This is a genomic window from Streptomyces turgidiscabies Car8 (assembly GCF_000331005.1).
GTDB classification, from domain to species: Bacteria; Actinomycetota; Actinomycetes; order Streptomycetales; family Streptomycetaceae; genus Streptomyces; species Streptomyces turgidiscabies.
In genome coordinates this window covers 163,042-177,407 of sequence record NZ_AEJB01000208.1, presented here as the reverse complement: position 1 = coordinate 177,407, position 14,366 = coordinate 163,042, and the positions used below count along the sequence as shown (strand labels likewise).

At 67.3% G+C, this 14,366-nt stretch carries 11 protein-coding genes; 10 read left to right on the top strand and 1 reads right to left on the bottom strand.

Features of this window, described 5'->3' with window-relative positions:
- The 5 genes from STRTUCAR8_RS13770 to STRTUCAR8_RS48720 form a co-directional block, all read left to right on the top strand.
- Positions 1 to 4,257, top strand: a 4,257-nt coding sequence (locus tag STRTUCAR8_RS13770) for a phage tail tape measure protein (protein WP_044472136.1), incomplete at its 5' end; no start/stop codon positions are given.
- Complete coding sequence (locus tag STRTUCAR8_RS13765; protein WP_006376325.1) at positions 4,257 to 5,156, top strand: phage distal tail protein; 900 nt, start codon at positions 4,257 to 4,259, stop codon at positions 5,154 to 5,156. The genes STRTUCAR8_RS13770 and STRTUCAR8_RS13765, both read left to right, overlap by 1 nt.
- A 16-nt stretch (positions 5,157 to 5,172) precedes the next feature.
- A complete protein-coding gene (locus STRTUCAR8_RS13760) occupies positions 5,173 to 6,102 on the top strand; it encodes a hypothetical protein (RefSeq protein ID WP_006376269.1) in 930 nt (309 codons plus the stop codon).
- A gap of 54 nt (positions 6,103 to 6,156) precedes the next feature.
- Complete coding sequence (locus STRTUCAR8_RS13755) at positions 6,157 to 7,260, top strand: hypothetical protein (RefSeq protein ID WP_006376206.1); 1,104 nt, start codon at positions 6,157 to 6,159, stop codon at positions 7,258 to 7,260.
- Positions 7,257 to 9,485 carry a hypothetical protein gene (locus tag STRTUCAR8_RS48720; protein WP_006376263.1) on the top strand — a complete coding sequence of 743 codons (2,229 nt, stop codon included), beginning with the start codon at positions 7,257 to 7,259 and terminating at the stop codon, positions 9,483 to 9,485. The genes STRTUCAR8_RS13755 and STRTUCAR8_RS48720 overlap by 4 nt, the downstream gene beginning before the upstream one ends.
- A 137-nt stretch (positions 9,486 to 9,622) precedes the next feature.
- On the opposite strand, the gene STRTUCAR8_RS52485 is transcribed toward STRTUCAR8_RS48720, so the two are convergent.
- Entirely contained in the window at positions 9,623 to 11,299 is a 1,677-nt protein-coding gene (locus STRTUCAR8_RS52485) for a hypothetical protein (protein ID WP_143666482.1), read from the bottom strand.
- 213 nt (positions 11,300 to 11,512) lie between these two features.
- On the opposite strand from STRTUCAR8_RS52485, the gene STRTUCAR8_RS13745 reads away from it, so the two are divergent.
- The 5 genes from STRTUCAR8_RS13745 to STRTUCAR8_RS13725 all read left to right on the top strand — a co-directional run bounded on the left by STRTUCAR8_RS13745 (position 11,513) and on the right by STRTUCAR8_RS13725 (position 14,355).
- Positions 11,513 to 11,836 (top strand): hypothetical protein, encoded by a 324-nt coding sequence (locus STRTUCAR8_RS13745; protein WP_006376211.1) that lies wholly within the window; start codon positions 11,513 to 11,515, stop codon positions 11,834 to 11,836.
- Between the two features lie 40 nt (positions 11,837 to 11,876).
- The gene (locus STRTUCAR8_RS54115; protein WP_006376261.1) at positions 11,877 to 12,725 is read left to right on the top strand and encodes a peptidoglycan-binding protein; all 849 of its coding nucleotides are present in this window, start codon (positions 11,877 to 11,879) and stop codon (positions 12,723 to 12,725) included.
- Positions 12,726 to 12,758: 33 nt separating this feature from the next.
- Positions 12,759 to 13,013 (top strand): hypothetical protein, encoded by a 255-nt coding sequence (locus STRTUCAR8_RS13735; RefSeq protein WP_006376334.1) that lies wholly within the window; start codon positions 12,759 to 12,761, stop codon positions 13,011 to 13,013.
- 191 nt (positions 13,014 to 13,204) lie between these two features.
- The gene (locus tag STRTUCAR8_RS13730; RefSeq protein WP_006376190.1) at positions 13,205 to 13,792 is read left to right on the top strand and encodes a hypothetical protein; all 588 of its coding nucleotides are present in this window, start codon (positions 13,205 to 13,207) and stop codon (positions 13,790 to 13,792) included.
- 218 nt (positions 13,793 to 14,010) lie between these two features.
- On the top strand, positions 14,011 to 14,355 hold the full coding sequence (locus STRTUCAR8_RS13725; protein WP_006376253.1) for a hypothetical protein: 345 nt from the start codon (positions 14,011 to 14,013) through the stop codon (positions 14,353 to 14,355).
- Positions 14,356 to 14,366 lie beyond the last annotated feature (11 nt).

Genomic DNA, 14,366 nt, shown 5'->3' with positions numbered 1-14,366 from the left:
GAAGCCCAGCTCGCCGCCGCCCGCAATGCGGCGGTCTCGGCGCAGCGCACCGCCCGGGCCGAAACCGGGCTCGCTGCAGCCCGTCACCAGCGCGCCGTCTCCCTCGCGCAGAGTGGGCTGATCATCAGCGCCGTCCTCGGCGTCGGTGTCGCCAAGGCCATCGCCCTGGAAAAGGCGATGGCGAACGTCATGACGATCAGCCGGCAGATCACCGGCGACACTGTCGGCCGGTTCACCGACCAGATCGTCGAACTGTCCACCGAGCTGCCGCAGACCGCCGAACAGCTTGCCGACGGCCTCTACCAGGTCGTCAGCACGGGCTTCGACGGCGCCGAGGCGATGACGATCCTCGAGGTCGCGGCCAGAGGAGCGGCGGCCGGCCTGACCACCTCCGAGGTAAGTGCCCGCGCACTGCTGGGAGTTCTCAAGGCGTACGGCCTCGAAGCTTCCGACGCGGCCGACGTCATGGACGTCATGTTCCAGACCGTCAACCTCGGCGTGATCAGCTATGAGGAACTGGCGCAGCAACTCGGTGACGTGGTGCCGATGGCGGCGGCGGCCGGCGTGGAGTTCGACGACCTCTCCTCGGCGCTGGCTGCGATCACTCTGTCCGGCATCCCCGCCGCCGAGTCCGCGACGGCGCTGAACATGCTGATGACACGGCTGATGAAGCCGACCCGGGAACTCAAGGAGGAAATCCGGGAACTGGGCTACGAGTCGGCAGCATCCGCAGTCCAGCAGGACGGCCTGTACGTCGTGGTCAACAAGCTGAACCAGTCCACGGGCGGCTCGGCGGAGAACCTGGCGAACCTGTGGCGCGACATCCGGGCGACGCGTGCCGCACTGGCGCTCGCGGCGGCGGACGGCCACAACTACGCCGACACCTACGCGGGCATCGCCAACGAAGTCGAGCGTGCCGGAGCCACACAGCGGGCCTACGACATCCAGATGGACACCACCGCCGGGCAGTGGCAGCTGTTCGCTAACCAGGCCCGCGCGGTGGGCATCGACCTCGGCCGCGCCCTGCTGCCCGCGCTGCAGGCCGTCGGTGAAACCCTGAACGTGTTCGCCGGGACGGTCAATGACCTCCCCGGGCCGGTCAAGTCCCTGGCAGCAGGGCTGGCCGTCCTCGTGGCCACCACTCTGATCGCACGGGCCGCGTTCGCGAAGCTGAGCCTCCAAGTCACCGGATTCCGCAACAACTTGGCCATGACCCGGGCCGGCGGTGCGCTGTTGCCGACCGTCCTGTCCGGGGCGGGCCTGGCGGTGTCCGGGCTGACCGCGCTGCTGGCGGTCGGCACCCTCGGATACGCCGCGTACACGGCGTCCAAGCAGGAGGCGAAGGACGCGACGGACGAACTCGTCGCAGCGTTGCAGGCGGAGGGCGAGCAGCAGGGAAGTGGTCTGGCCCTGCGCAAGCTCGTCGAGCAGATCACCGGCGGGGACGACCTCGACACCCTCAAGGACGCCGGGGTGGACATCAACGATGCCGTCGACGCGATCACCTCGGGCGGAGTGAAACTGTCCGCGCTCAAGATGAGGCTCGATCAGGACGCTCTGGAGTACAACCGGAAGGTCCTTAGCGGGGATGAGCCCGGTGGCGTCGAGAACGTCACCCGGTTCTCCGAGGCGAAGAAGGCGCTCGATGACCGGCGCGGGATCTGGAACCAGTCCATCAAGGACTACCAGGAGCGCCTGGAGCAGGAACGCATCATCGCCGCGAAGATCAAGCAGCAGGCCACCAGCAGCACGGCGTGGAACCTGGACCAGCTGATCCCCCTCGACAAGAACGGTGCCCCTCAGTACACGGACGACATGAAGGCCCTGGCCACCGCGGTCGGGGACGCGGTCGATCCGTCGAGGGCGTTCAAGGACGCGCAGAGCCAGGCCGGTGAGGCGATGCGCAAGGCGGGCAAGGATGCCGACGACGCGAAGGTGTCGCTGCGCGACTACATGAAGGAACTGCGCGCCCAGGCCAAGGCGCAGCGCGACTTCCAGTCGAACCTGTCCGAGTTGGCCATCGCGGGCTACGGCGACCTGACCGGACACTTCGCCGAGTTGGGGGTCGACTCGGCGCCGATGCTCGCCGAGCTCGTCAGGAACCTGAAGGCCGGGAAGACGCAGATCGCCGACGAGATGCAGGCGATCGTCACCGAGGACGCAGAGCGGTCCACCGAGGCGTACAAGCAGGGGCTGGACCTGCTGCCCGCGATCGCCGCCCAGTACGGGGAGAAGATCGCCCGCGAGTGGGCGAAGGCCTCCGAGACGAACGACCCGGCCGCGTTCGCGCGGGTCACTTCGAAGATGGCGTTCAGCCAGCTCGGCGAGGCCGCGAAGGCCGGCTCTGCTGATGCGCGCCAAGAACTGGAACGCGGGATGGAACTGATCGCGGAGGTCGCCCGACGCAAGGGCAAGGACTCGGCCGCCGCGTTCAAGAACGCCCTCCTCGACGGCCGCGTCGAGGAGGCCATGGGCACCCTGCAGTCGATCTGGGGCGCTGACGCGCAGGTGAAGGCCCCCGACCTGGCTCGTGTGGTCGGCGCCTTCCGTACAGCGGGTCTGAACGCCCGGGACTCCTGGGCGGGGATGCTCGACCTGGTCACGGTCGTGTCGAAGGAGAAGGGTTCGCAGGCCGCCGCGTCGCTGACGTCCGCTCTGCTGTCCGGAGACATGGCCGCGGTCCGAACCCAGCTCGACGCCATCGGGGTCTCGGTGCAGAACATCCCCGGCAGCAAGACCGTCACCGTCAGCGTGAGAGCGAACCAGCCGCCGCCCGTGGTCGTGCCGCTCATCATCCAGCGCCAGGCATCGTCGTGGGACCGCGACGCCAACGGTGTCCCCGACTCGATCCAAGCACCCACCCGGCAGGCCAACGGCTCCGTCCTCGACTTCTACGCCGACGGCGGCGTACGCGAGCGCGAGAACCACGTCGCGCAGATCGCCCGGGCCGGCTCATGGCGGGTGTGGGCCGAGGAAGCCGCAGGACCGGAGGCATACATCCCGCTCGCCCACAATAAGCGCGCCCGCTCCCGGGCGATCACCACGGAGGTCGTACGGCGCCTCGGCGGCAAGGACGTCGACTGGTACGCCGACGGCGGGCTGTCGGGCTGGACATACAGTCCCGCCGACCGCCCGGAGCTGACCTCCCTCTCGTCGATCCGCTCGGACTCGACGCGCACGGTCAAACGCGGGGGCAAGGAGGTCGAGATCTTCGACCTGGCCTTGTTCGAGAAGAACCTCGACGAGGCGTCGAAGAAGGCCGCGGCCTGGCGCAAGAACCTCGCGACCGTGGCCCGGCGCGCGGGGCAGGATGTCGCCGAGGCCCTGGAGACCATGGGCGAGGACGGCGTGGAGCTGACCCGCAAGATGGCCACCGGCAGCTCCCGCTACGTCCAGGAGATGACGAGCGACCTGGAACGCCTGGGCGCGGTCGCGAAGGCCACCCTGGGCGACTTCACCGCCCAGTTGAAGGACGCGGCCAAGGATCAACAGGCTTTCGAGGCGAACCTCGCGAAGCTGTCGGCGCTGGGCTACACGGACCTGGCCGGCGTGCTCGCCGAGCAGGGCGACACGGACGCCGAAACCCTTGCCGCCGAGGCCGTGAAGTCCCGGAAGAAGGCGAAGTCCGCCAATGACGCGGCGAAGTCCGCGAACAAGACTCTGCCCGACGGGGACCTCCCCGACCTGGTGGCGGTCATCGGAGCGATCAAGACGTCGAAGACCGGCCTCCACGACGTCGCCGAGGCCACCGAACTGGACGAGGACCGCGTCATCGAGATCGCCACCCTGGGACGGGCCCGGATCAAGAACGCTCTCGGCGGCAAGTCGAGACGGTTCCTGTCCGACCTGGACAAAGCCACCAAGGGCCTCGCCTATCTCAACGGAGGCATCCTCACCCCCGGCATCTACGCCACCAGCAACGGCATCGTGCGGTTCGCCGAACCCGCCACCCAGGGGGAGGCGTTCGTCCCCCTCGGCCAGGCCCAGCGCCGCCCGGCCACCGCGGTCCTCAGCGACGTAGCCGGACGCTTCGGCTACCAGCTCACCCCCGCAGGCGTCACCGGACCCCTCCAACTGGTCGATGCCCGCCCGCAGTCCAGCGTGCAGGTCGTGATCGTCCGCGAGGAGCGGCCCGCCGCACTCGTCGGATCCATGCCCGTAACCGTCAACGGCGGCGCCGACACCACGTCAGCAAACCGCGTCGGCACGGAGATCATGCGGCGGCTGCGCAACGCCCAACGAGGAGGCCGCATCTGATGGCGACGATCACGCAGGAGTGGCAGGTCGACTTCGCGGGAGTCCTTATGGGCCCCGGAACGCGTTACCCCGTCGGTGACATCACCGGCTTCGGCACGCCCAAAGTCCGTTCCCAGGATGTCGAGTTGCCGACCGAGGACGGCGCCTTCCCGGGCGTGGACTACTACGGCACCCAGACGGTGACGATCGAGGCCGGCATCCGCACGCCGGGCGATCCCGGGGCCGCTGCCGATGCCCTGGCTGAGCTGAAGCGTGCCGCGTCGGACCCCACGACGCGCAAGACCGCAGGGGCGTTGCAGACACTGCGCGTGTTCTGGCCGGGCCACGCCGGGCCCAAGCGTGTGCTGGGAAGGATTCGCGACGTCGAGCCGGTGTCCATGGCACAGGCTGTCTTCGGCTGGATCCCGTTGAACCTGGTCTTCGAAGTGACCGACCCGGTGTGGCACGGAGAACCCGAGCAGCAGGTCATCCTGCCGCTCGCGCTCGACGACGACCAAGGAGGATTCACCGTTCCCGTGACCGCACCGGTCACGACCGGCGTCTCCAATCCTGTGGAGCGTCCCGGCTGGATCGCCAACGCCGGTGACCTGGCCGCCTGGCCCTCCTTGAGGATCAAGGGCCCGGTGGTGAACCCGCGTATCTGGATCACCGAGACCGGGCGGGCCCTGGACCTGTCGCTGACGCTCGGCGACAACGACATCCTCCAGATCGACACGCGCCCCGGAACACGCTGGGTCCTGCGCAACGGCGGCAACGCCGCCACCGCCCTGTCCTCCACCTCCCGCCTCGACCTGTTCCAGATCCCGCCAGGCAGGAGCGAACTGCGGTGGACCGGCGCGGACTACACCAACTCCACCCGCCTCACGGTGTCGTGGCGCGACGCCCACACCGCCCTGTGAAGGAGAGCACTCCCAGATGGCCTTGATACAGCCGCCCATGCTGACGCACGGCGGTACCCACCCCGCGCGTGCCTTCCGGATGATGATCCGCGACCTCGCGTCCGGGAACCAGGGCGTGACCGAAGGAAACGACCTGAAGGTCAGCGCGTGGGCGACGCCTGGTGCCGGCGTCCGCGTCGGCGACGGCTCGGCCGTCGTACGAGGGGCCGCCTGGGGCCAAGGCTCGTACACCCAGTACAACGTGGGCGACGCCTCCGTGCCGATTGCCCCCACCGGTGCTTCGGCCCGGTCCGACTTCGTATGCCTGCGCGTGGAGGATCCCGAGTACGAAGGCAACCGGAACCCGGCCGCCGACGACATCGGCTACTTCCACGTCGTGTCCGGCGTCTCCGCCTCGGCCAAGACAGTCCCGGCCGGAATGACGGCCATCCCGCTCGCCCGGCTCGATCTGCCGGCGAACACGGCCACGGTCACCAGCGCCATGATCACCGACCTGCGGCAGATCGCGAACCCGCGCCGTGAACGCACCCTCCACACCGCCTACCCTGGCTCACTCAGCCGCCTCGTCGCGCAGAACGGCCAGTGGTACAACTGGCCGGCGGCAGCCCGCTGGAAGGTCCCCATCCCGAGCTGGGCGACCGGCGCCAAGCTGGTGGTGACCCTCGCGGGCCTGCGCCTGTCGGAGGCCGACGTCTTCGCCAACATGCAGACCGCCCTGGGCACCGACTACGGGCAGAGCACCGCCATCGACGACGACCAGGGCGCCAACATCCGCCGCAACACCGTCGTCCTCGCCGACACCATCACGCTCTCCACCGCCCTGCGCGGCACCACCCAGGACCTGTACGTGCGCACCCAGCCCTCGAAAGCCGAGTGGGGCAACCTCGGCGTCGACGCGGCGACGTCGCTCATCGCCGATGTGGAGTTCACCGAAGGCCTCCTCTGACACGACACCGGCAGCACCAGACCATGGCGCGGGGGAGAACAAGGAACGCGCCCGATGGCGTCGCCGTCGTACCGCTATCTCACCACCGACGCACTCACCAACAAGGTCCTCGCCTGGGACCTGCCGCTGACCGGCGTCGAGTTCGGACCCGCCCTGTCGGCGACCGGAAGCCTCACCGGCGCTGTCGAACCCCGCCTGGCACATCTCGTCCGCTCCCAGCTCGACCCCGGCAACACCAAGATCTACGCCGAGCGTGACGGCAGGCTGCTGTGGGGCGGCCTGATCTGGCGAGCCGACCCCGAAGGCCAGCAGCTGAACATCGAGGCATCCGGCTGGGGTTCCTACCCCTACCGGCGCTACGACGTCCACGGCCAGCTCAACGCACGCGGCCCCTATACCCATGCGGACCCGTGCGACGTCATCCGCGACGTGTGGGCGTACTGCCAGGAGACGCCGGACGGTCGGCTCGGCATCCAGGTCGACGACACCACCTCGAAGGTCACCGTCGGCACCCCGGCGGACCCCTACCGGATCGACTGGTGGGACACCCCTTCACTCGGTGACGTCGTCGCGGACATGGCCGCCGTCGAAGGCGGCCCCGAGTGGACCGAGGAAGCCGCCTGGCACAACGGCACCCCCCAGGGCCGCATCCGCATCGGCTGGCCCCGCCTCGGCCGCCGCCGCACCGACATCCACTTCGAATCCGGCGTCAACATCGTCAAGGCGGTCCCCGTCGAATACGACGCCGACAACCTCGCCCAGGTCGTCATCGCCCTCGGCGCCGGCGAAGGCCGCAACCGGCGCCGCGCCGTCGACGCCGTACGCGACGGACGGCTGCGCCTGGAACACCTCCTCGAGGTACCGGGGGAGAAGGCGAACGACCGGCTGGCCGCCCGCGCCCGCCAGGAACGCGTCTCCCGCCAGGTCATCGGCGAGGTCACCGAGATCACCGTCCGCGACCACCCCGCGGCGCGCTACGGGGCCTGGCAGACCGGTGACGACGTACGGGTCCGCGTCCATGACCAGTGGACCGACGTCGACGCCTGGTGCCGCATCGTCGGCTGGCAGATCCGGCCCGCCTCCGGCGAGGACCCCGAGCAGGCCGTCCTCCAGCTCCAGCGCGCAGACCGCTTCACCTACGGCGGAGGCACCACATGAGCAGTGACATCGCCCGCTTGGCCGCCCGCGTCGCCGTCCTCGAACGGCAGCTGGCGCGCACGACCCGCACCGCACGCCTGGCGTACTCGTCGATCGAGAACGGGGCGGTCGAAGTCTTCGACGAGGACGGCTCACTGCGCGCGATCGTCGGCCAGCAGCCCGACGGGACAAGCGGCGTCATCGCCGTCAACGGCCCGCCGCCACCGACTCCGGTGGCCCCGGCGGTGGCCCCGGTCCTCGGGGGGATCGCCGTGAGCTGGGCCGGCGCGTTCACCGACGCCGCGGCCGTGCCGCTGGATTGGGCACGCCTGGAGATCCATGGTGCCGCCGTGAACGGCTTCGAACCCACCCCGGCGACGCTACGTGCCACCCTGGAATCCCCCCAGGGCGGCACTGTACTCGTCCCGGCCGATCAGCCGCTGTACGTCGGGCTGGTCGCCCGCTCGACCTCTGGCACCGCCTCCGCGCCGTCCGGGCAGACCGGGCCCGTCGGACCTGCGGCGGTCGTGGCCGACGAGGTCTTGGACGGCATCGTGGACGAACTCGCCCTCGCCGAGGCCGCTGTGACCCGCAACAAGATCGCCGTGGGCGCGGTCGACGCCGACCGCATGGCCATCGGGACCGGCAACCTGCTTCCCGACGCCAGCTTTGAAGGCCCGTACACCGACAGCCTGATCGAAGAGAACGACGACTGGTCCACCGACGGCCCCGGCAACGCCTCGGTCCGCTGCCTGCGGGTGAACGCCGCTGCACCGCAGCAGACGACCCGCAGCCTGCTGGTGATGACCCTGCCCGCCCTGCCGGGCGAGCGGTTCTTCCTCGCGGTCGACTACAAGACGTCCGCCGACTGGACCGGCTCGGCCGCCAAGTTCTACCTGCGCTGGCTCGACGGCACCGGGGCCACCCTCGGCTTCGGTGTGATTCAGACACCCTCCACCCCGGCCACCGGATGGACGCGCATCAGCGGCCAGGTCCGGGCCCCCGCGAACACCGTCAACGCCACCGTGTGGCTGGAGACGTATCAATCCTCCGCAGGCCAGGTCTACTTCGACAACGCGGAGATCCGCACCGTCGTCATCGCCGGCGTCATCCTCGCCGGATCGATCGGCACACCCGAACTCGCCGCTGACTCCATAGTCGCCGAAAAAGTCGTCGCCCAGACCCTCACCGGCCGGGAGATCAAGTTCGCCTCCATCACCGGCGACCACCTGGAGGTGAACTCCGCCCGGCTCGCCCTGCTCACCGCCGGAGTGATCAACGCCAGCATGCTGGACGCCGATGCCATCAACGGCAAGACGATCAAGGGCGCCGTCATCACCGGCGGAGTACTGCGAACTGCCGCGACCGGCCAGCGTGTCGTCATCAGCCCCGGAAACACGAACCCGGAGACTGGATCGATCGAGTTCTACTCCGGCAGCGCCAACGAGGCGGCCCCGGCCGAACTCAGCACCGCCATCGCCTACGGCTCAGATGGCCCCGTCACCTACGAAATCCCCAGCGTCGCACTCAGCGCCCCCAGGGTGAACGGCTCGGCGCAGGAGACGGGCCTGTTCCTCCAAGGGCACGTCCCCGGCTATGCGGGTTCAGTCTTCAACCTGTACGCCAACGAGTTGAGCGGCAACGGAGTGGCGTACATCAACGGCTACGGGGCCGACACCGCTGCTGCGGGTTCCTCCATCGAGCTGCACGTCCGGGACGCCCCGCCCGGCTCGGCCCGGTCAACCGCCAAACTCACCTCCAGCGGATTCGCCCTAGACGGTGACCTCAGCGTCTACGGCAAATCCCAGGGGCGTGGATTTGTTGCACAGAAGACACTATCCGTGAACGTTACATTCTCCAGCACGGAGACGTCCCTCATCACCACCGGCAGTATCACGTTCAAGAATGGCCGTGCTTACCGTGTCACCCTCTGGGGGCTGCACGGTGCGGCCAGCGACAGTTATGCGCTGTACCGAATTCGCAAGAACACCGTTTCCGGAACGATCTACAAGGACCAGATCCGCGTCAACAACCTGCAAGCCTCCACAGCGAACGCAGCCCTTTCCGTCCAGACCATCCTGACCAACACCACGGGCAGCGACGTCACAGCCGCACTGTGCTGGACCGGAACTCAAGGCGGAGTCGCACAGACGTGGACGCTCGCCGCCAGCAGCAGCAACGTCGCCTACCTCCTGGTGGAGGACTGCGGCTCCACCGACGACTACACCGGCCAGGCCATCTTGTGATTGGTCCCAGCATCCTGCATCCCATGAGCAGCGCCGCGCTCGGCTGCGAAGAATAGGCACCAGTGGTGCTTGCACTTCGGTGGCGCGGCGCCGAACCCGACTTGTCAGCCCCGCTTAGGGATTGCCAGCCAAGGCTTCTACCACTCGTTGTCGTTGCCTGCTGCGATCCATAGCACCTGAGAGGCGAGGCGGTTTAGATCATCGCTATGTCTTTCACTCGCGAATTCGTCAGCCGGTTCCAGGTGAGGTAGCTGTCGGCGAATCACTGCTGCGACCTGCTCGGTGGGGAACCACTCGGGTAGTTCGTTAATTTGGCAGGAGGCACCAGAGTATTGCCATGTTTCCCGATCCCGTTGCTCGCTCCATTGTGCTATGCCGTCGAGCATAACCGGTAGTAGTCCCGCATCATGGTCAATCGCGGTTACCAACGTATTTCGCACTGCTGCAATGCTACTGAATTCGGCTGTCATAGAAAGGAGTCGCCGCGTGTGAGCCTTGTTGTCCACCCAAACATCAGGAACTTTCCAAGTCTCGGCTAGCAGCAATCGCATTGCCTCCATGCGTGCTTCTTCCTGCAAGCTGTCCCTTTCGGAACTCTTGGCCGTGAGCATGAGATGCCGGAGAAGAGCAACGGCGCAGCAGAGAGGCCGAAGTTCAGCGGCCTGCTGAATCAGAAAGCGATAGGTTTCATCATCGACGTTGCGGGCTACTCGCGAAGCGTGCCGCGCGGTCGATTCGAGCCCAACCCCCAAAAGTGATTGGATTTCAGGCAAGCCCGATACCAAATGCATTCCATCCACCAGCCGGGTGTACAGCTCGGAATTATAGGGGCGGTGAGTCACCCTTACCCATGGCCCCGTCAGATCGAGGAGTTCGCGGTGTTCCCGGGCAGCACGCTGTTGTTCTGTCTCCTCCGGCTCTGTCATGACCTCTCGTTCGGGAGGCATGGGCGCTTCATCGCCGCGCCATGCGGCACTCAATGCTTGCGAAGCCCGTTGCAATTCGGCGACCGCTTCGGGCCAAACTTCGTCATCCTGGATCGGTGGGTGTCCTGGCCAACGTCCAGCAGCGGCGATTAGCTTCCCAGCTTGGGCCTCAACCCAATTGCACCAGGGTGCTAGCTGCTTAGCGGCAGCAGCGACTGCATGAAGCTCCGCCACCAAATTGGCGGCCAGGGGTTCCAAGGCCGCCACGTTCTCGCTCAGGGCTGCCTCTAGCGCCTCTCGGTATGGCTTGGTCTCCATCATGGAGGGCTCTACCTGTAGGCGCTCGCCGTCGGCGTCATAGACAGGCATTGACCTGGTCGTGCGCTCGCGCAGAGCTTGCCAAGCCTGAGCCGCCTCGCGAGGGACACGCCGCTGCTGGCTTCCGGTGGCCACCATCAGCCCGACACAGCGTGCCGCTGCCACAACTGTTGTCGCACCAGCGGTAGCAACGCCCACCTGATGCGGGTCAAAGGACGCGGCAGATGCCTCCGCCGCTTCCGCGTCGTCCAGCGGCCAAGCCCGTTGGATCTCTGCGTACTCGTCAAGCTGAGCCTGTTTCCACTCCCGCAGCGTCTCCGCTGGAAAGTGCTCGGGGGTGACATCGACTTCGGAAGCATGCTCGACACACAGCAACAGCAAGTTGTCCTCGCTGCGGTTCTCCTCCTCAGGCATTTCCGGCGCCCAGCGCGGCCCACCTTCACTACGTGCATGGATGTGCGCAACACGGCTGTTGAGGATGCGCTCGCCAGTCTCGTTGTTCTGCCGGTACAACGGCCGACTGCACGACGGCTCGCCGCAGCGAAACGCGGTGCCGTACAGCTGTTTCACGGTCCCGTCCGTCGGCTTCAGATGCACGATCGAGGGACGACGCTTAGATCCGCTATCTGCCACCCAAGCATTGTCCCCGACCACGGACCAGAGCGGCTCCAGACGGTCTCCCAGCTGATCCGACACAATCCACGGCGACCTCACTGCAATCCCGGGGTATGCCGCGTCTCATAGACTGATCTTCAGCGGCGCGGGGCTGCCGAAGGGAGCGCGGTGACCTCGCCGCCGGGACAGGACCCCACGCCGTGGGAACTGCTGCGGGCCATGCAACAGATGCGCGACGACCTGCGCGCCGACTTCGCTGCCTTCAGCGCGCGGCTCGCCGAGATGGTGACGAAGATCCAGTACGACGCCGACCGGCGGACTGACGAGGTACGGATCAAAGCTGTCGAGGACGACGTCGCTCAGTTGCGGCGCGAGCGTGAGACGGAGCGCCAAGAGGCACGCGGCGTACGGCGGTTGGCTCTTACCGCCCTCGTGGCCCCGGTCGTGGTGGGAGTGATCGTCGCGATCGTGACCGGCAAGCTCGGACTGTAGGCTCGGAACAGCAGGCGCGGGGGAGAACAAGGAACGCGCCATGCCTGATCTCTGGCTGCCTGGAGTTGAGCGGCACCCGCTCAGCGACACCGCACCCACCGACACGCAGTACGACCCACGCGTCATCTGGCACATCACGTGGGACAAGAACGCCACGGCGGCCAAGCCCGCCGATCTCGTGGCATTCGACAGGCTCGTGCAGTACTTCACCGGCGGCGGCAAGGGCGTCGCGCCGCATCTGCTTTGGGATCCCTTCACGGGCAGGACCGCCCAGTTCTACCCGGCGAACAGCCGGTCCAAGTCGGTCGTCGACACGGCCGGCGGCACCCGGACCAACCGCACTGGGAAGGTGTGTCTCCAAGTCGAGACGGTGTTCTTCCCGTACTGCCGCGTGAACGGGACGTCGTACGCGACCGTGCGGGACACCCCGGCCAAGGGACTCGACAAGATCCTGGCCTGGGCGCGGAGTTGGGGGGTGCCGGACGCCTGGCCGATGGGTGCCCCGACCTGGAAGGCGAACCGCAGCGAGCACACCTGGGAGACGGAGGGCGGGCACTACGGCCACGGCCAGACGCCCGAGAACACGCACACGGATCCGGGCCCGATGCCGAAGTGGCCGACCACCATGTCGACGACGCCCAAGCCGGGCCCGCCGGCGTTCCCCGGCCGAAGCGCCTTCGGACCCGGCAAGTCGAACACTTCGATTCTCCTGCTGGGCCAGCAGCTCGTGCGCAAGGGCCACGGCAAGCACTACCGCGTCGGCCCGTCCCGCGGCTGGGGTGAGGCGGACCGCCTCAACGTCGTCGACTTCCAGCACGCCCAGAAGTGGACCGGATCCGACGCCGACGGCTACCCCGGGCCGGAGACCTGGCGCCGACTCTTCGCCTGATCCCGCTGACCAGCCCAAGGAGCACACGTCCCAATGAACCTCTACGCCTCGCTGCTGCGCACGGGAGTTCCGGCTGCGGTCGGCTGGCTCGTCGCGGTGGCCTTCCGCCACGGACTCGATCTCGACGCCACGGCCGTCACGGGAGTCCTGACCCCGGTCGCCACCTTCTCCTACTACGGCGTCTTCCGGCTCGCCGAGGAGCATCTGTCGCCTCGGTTCGGCTGGCTGCTCGGCTACGCCCGTCCGCCGAAGTACGAGAATACGACGCTCACTTTGCCGCGTACCTGACCCACGATCAGATGTGGTGACGTCGAGCGGCCGAGAGTCCAGCATGGAAATGGAAGAAGACCCCCGTCTCTCGACGGGGGTCTTCGACCTCTTGGAGAACTCCACCCTATCGCCTCTTCGGCGAGGTCGGACTCTGCTTCCCCGTTGGTTACAATCTATATGCAGACGTGACGTGAGCTGGAGGCGATGGAGTGGCAGAGGACAAGGCGCCGGCGGGAAGGAAGCCGTATCTGGCCGGCGGAGCTGAGTTCGCCTCGCTGTACGACGTGAAGCGGCTCCAGGTCAGCCAGTGGATCAGCAGGGACCACACCCTCGACTACCGCTACGCCAAGATCATCAGCGGATCGCCGTACTGGCTCCTCCAGTTCGTGAAGGGCTTCGGAGAGACGACCCCGCGCCCGAAGCACCTCAATCAGACGGAGCTTGAGCGGCTGACCAAGGAGCAGGACCCGGGCTACTGGGTGAGGGAGGTTGAGCAACTCCCCCCGCTGGTGGGGCAGGCCGAGTTGGTGACTCTGTTCCGGCTTCCGTCCGGCGCGCTCCTGCGGAAGGCCATCAGTACGGGCCGGTTCCGGCCCGCCGACTACAACCTGTCCGGATCACCGATCTGGCTCCTGGAGCCGGTCGTTGCAGACGCACCCGCGCTACAGGCGGGTGCGCGTGGAGTGGACTGGGTGGCCGATGAGGAAGTCTTGGCGGCTCTGCGTGACGGCAGCTATGACGGGCCCGGATCCAGGATCGTGCCGCGAGGCAAGGCGGCGAACAAGACCGCCGAATAGTCGCAGGTCAGAGGCTTTCGGGCCTTGATCTAACCCCTGTATGCATATAGAATGGAAGCGTGTTCAAAGGGGTGCGTTCCATTCGTTGAAGGGGGGGTTGTGCAGCGATCCAGGGGGCCACCGGAGGGTGGCCGGCGGTGTTGTCGATCGACAATCCTCCCGTCCAGAGATAGATTCCAACACTCCAAAGTGTTTGGTCTATCTCTGAGAGGGGAGCCTTGCTGATCGAACAGCCGCCGTTGTTCGGCACCATCCAGCCCGTTCGCCACCCCGCCGATGTCGGCAGCCTGACCATCCAGCAGCGATTCGAGGCGTTCCACTCGCTCAACCCCTGGGTTCTCAGGGCGCTGATCCGGATGACCGCCGACTGTGCGGAGAAGGGGTTCGGCCGCATCGGCATCGGGATGCTCTTCGAGCTCCTGCGCTACCAGTACGGCGCGGCGACCCGAGGCGACGAGTTCGCGCTGAACAACGACTACCGCTCCCGGTACGTACGGCTCCTGCTGGCCGAACACCCGGAGTGGGCAGCCCTCTTCGAAGTCCGGGCCCTGCGCACGGACTGACCACGACCTCT

Bases quoted from the DNA above. Each gene is read 5' to 3' on its own strand.
- STRTUCAR8_RS48720 (WP_006376263.1), top strand. From the start codon at position 7,257: ATGAGCAGTGACATCGCCCGCTTGGCCGCCCGCGTCGCCGTCCTCGAA.
- STRTUCAR8_RS54115 (WP_006376261.1), top strand. From the start codon at position 11,877: ATGCCTGATCTCTGGCTGCCTGGAGTTGAGCGGCACCCGCTCAGCGAC.
- STRTUCAR8_RS13755 (WP_006376206.1), top strand. From the start codon at position 6,157: ATGGCGTCGCCGTCGTACCGCTATCTCACCACCGACGCACTCACCAAC.
- STRTUCAR8_RS13760 (WP_006376269.1), top strand. From the start codon at position 5,173: ATGGCCTTGATACAGCCGCCCATGCTGACGCACGGCGGTACCCACCCC.
- STRTUCAR8_RS13765 (WP_006376325.1), top strand. From the start codon at position 4,257: ATGGCGACGATCACGCAGGAGTGGCAGGTCGACTTCGCGGGAGTCCTT.
- STRTUCAR8_RS13735 (WP_006376334.1), top strand. From the start codon at position 12,759: ATGAACCTCTACGCCTCGCTGCTGCGCACGGGAGTTCCGGCTGCGGTC.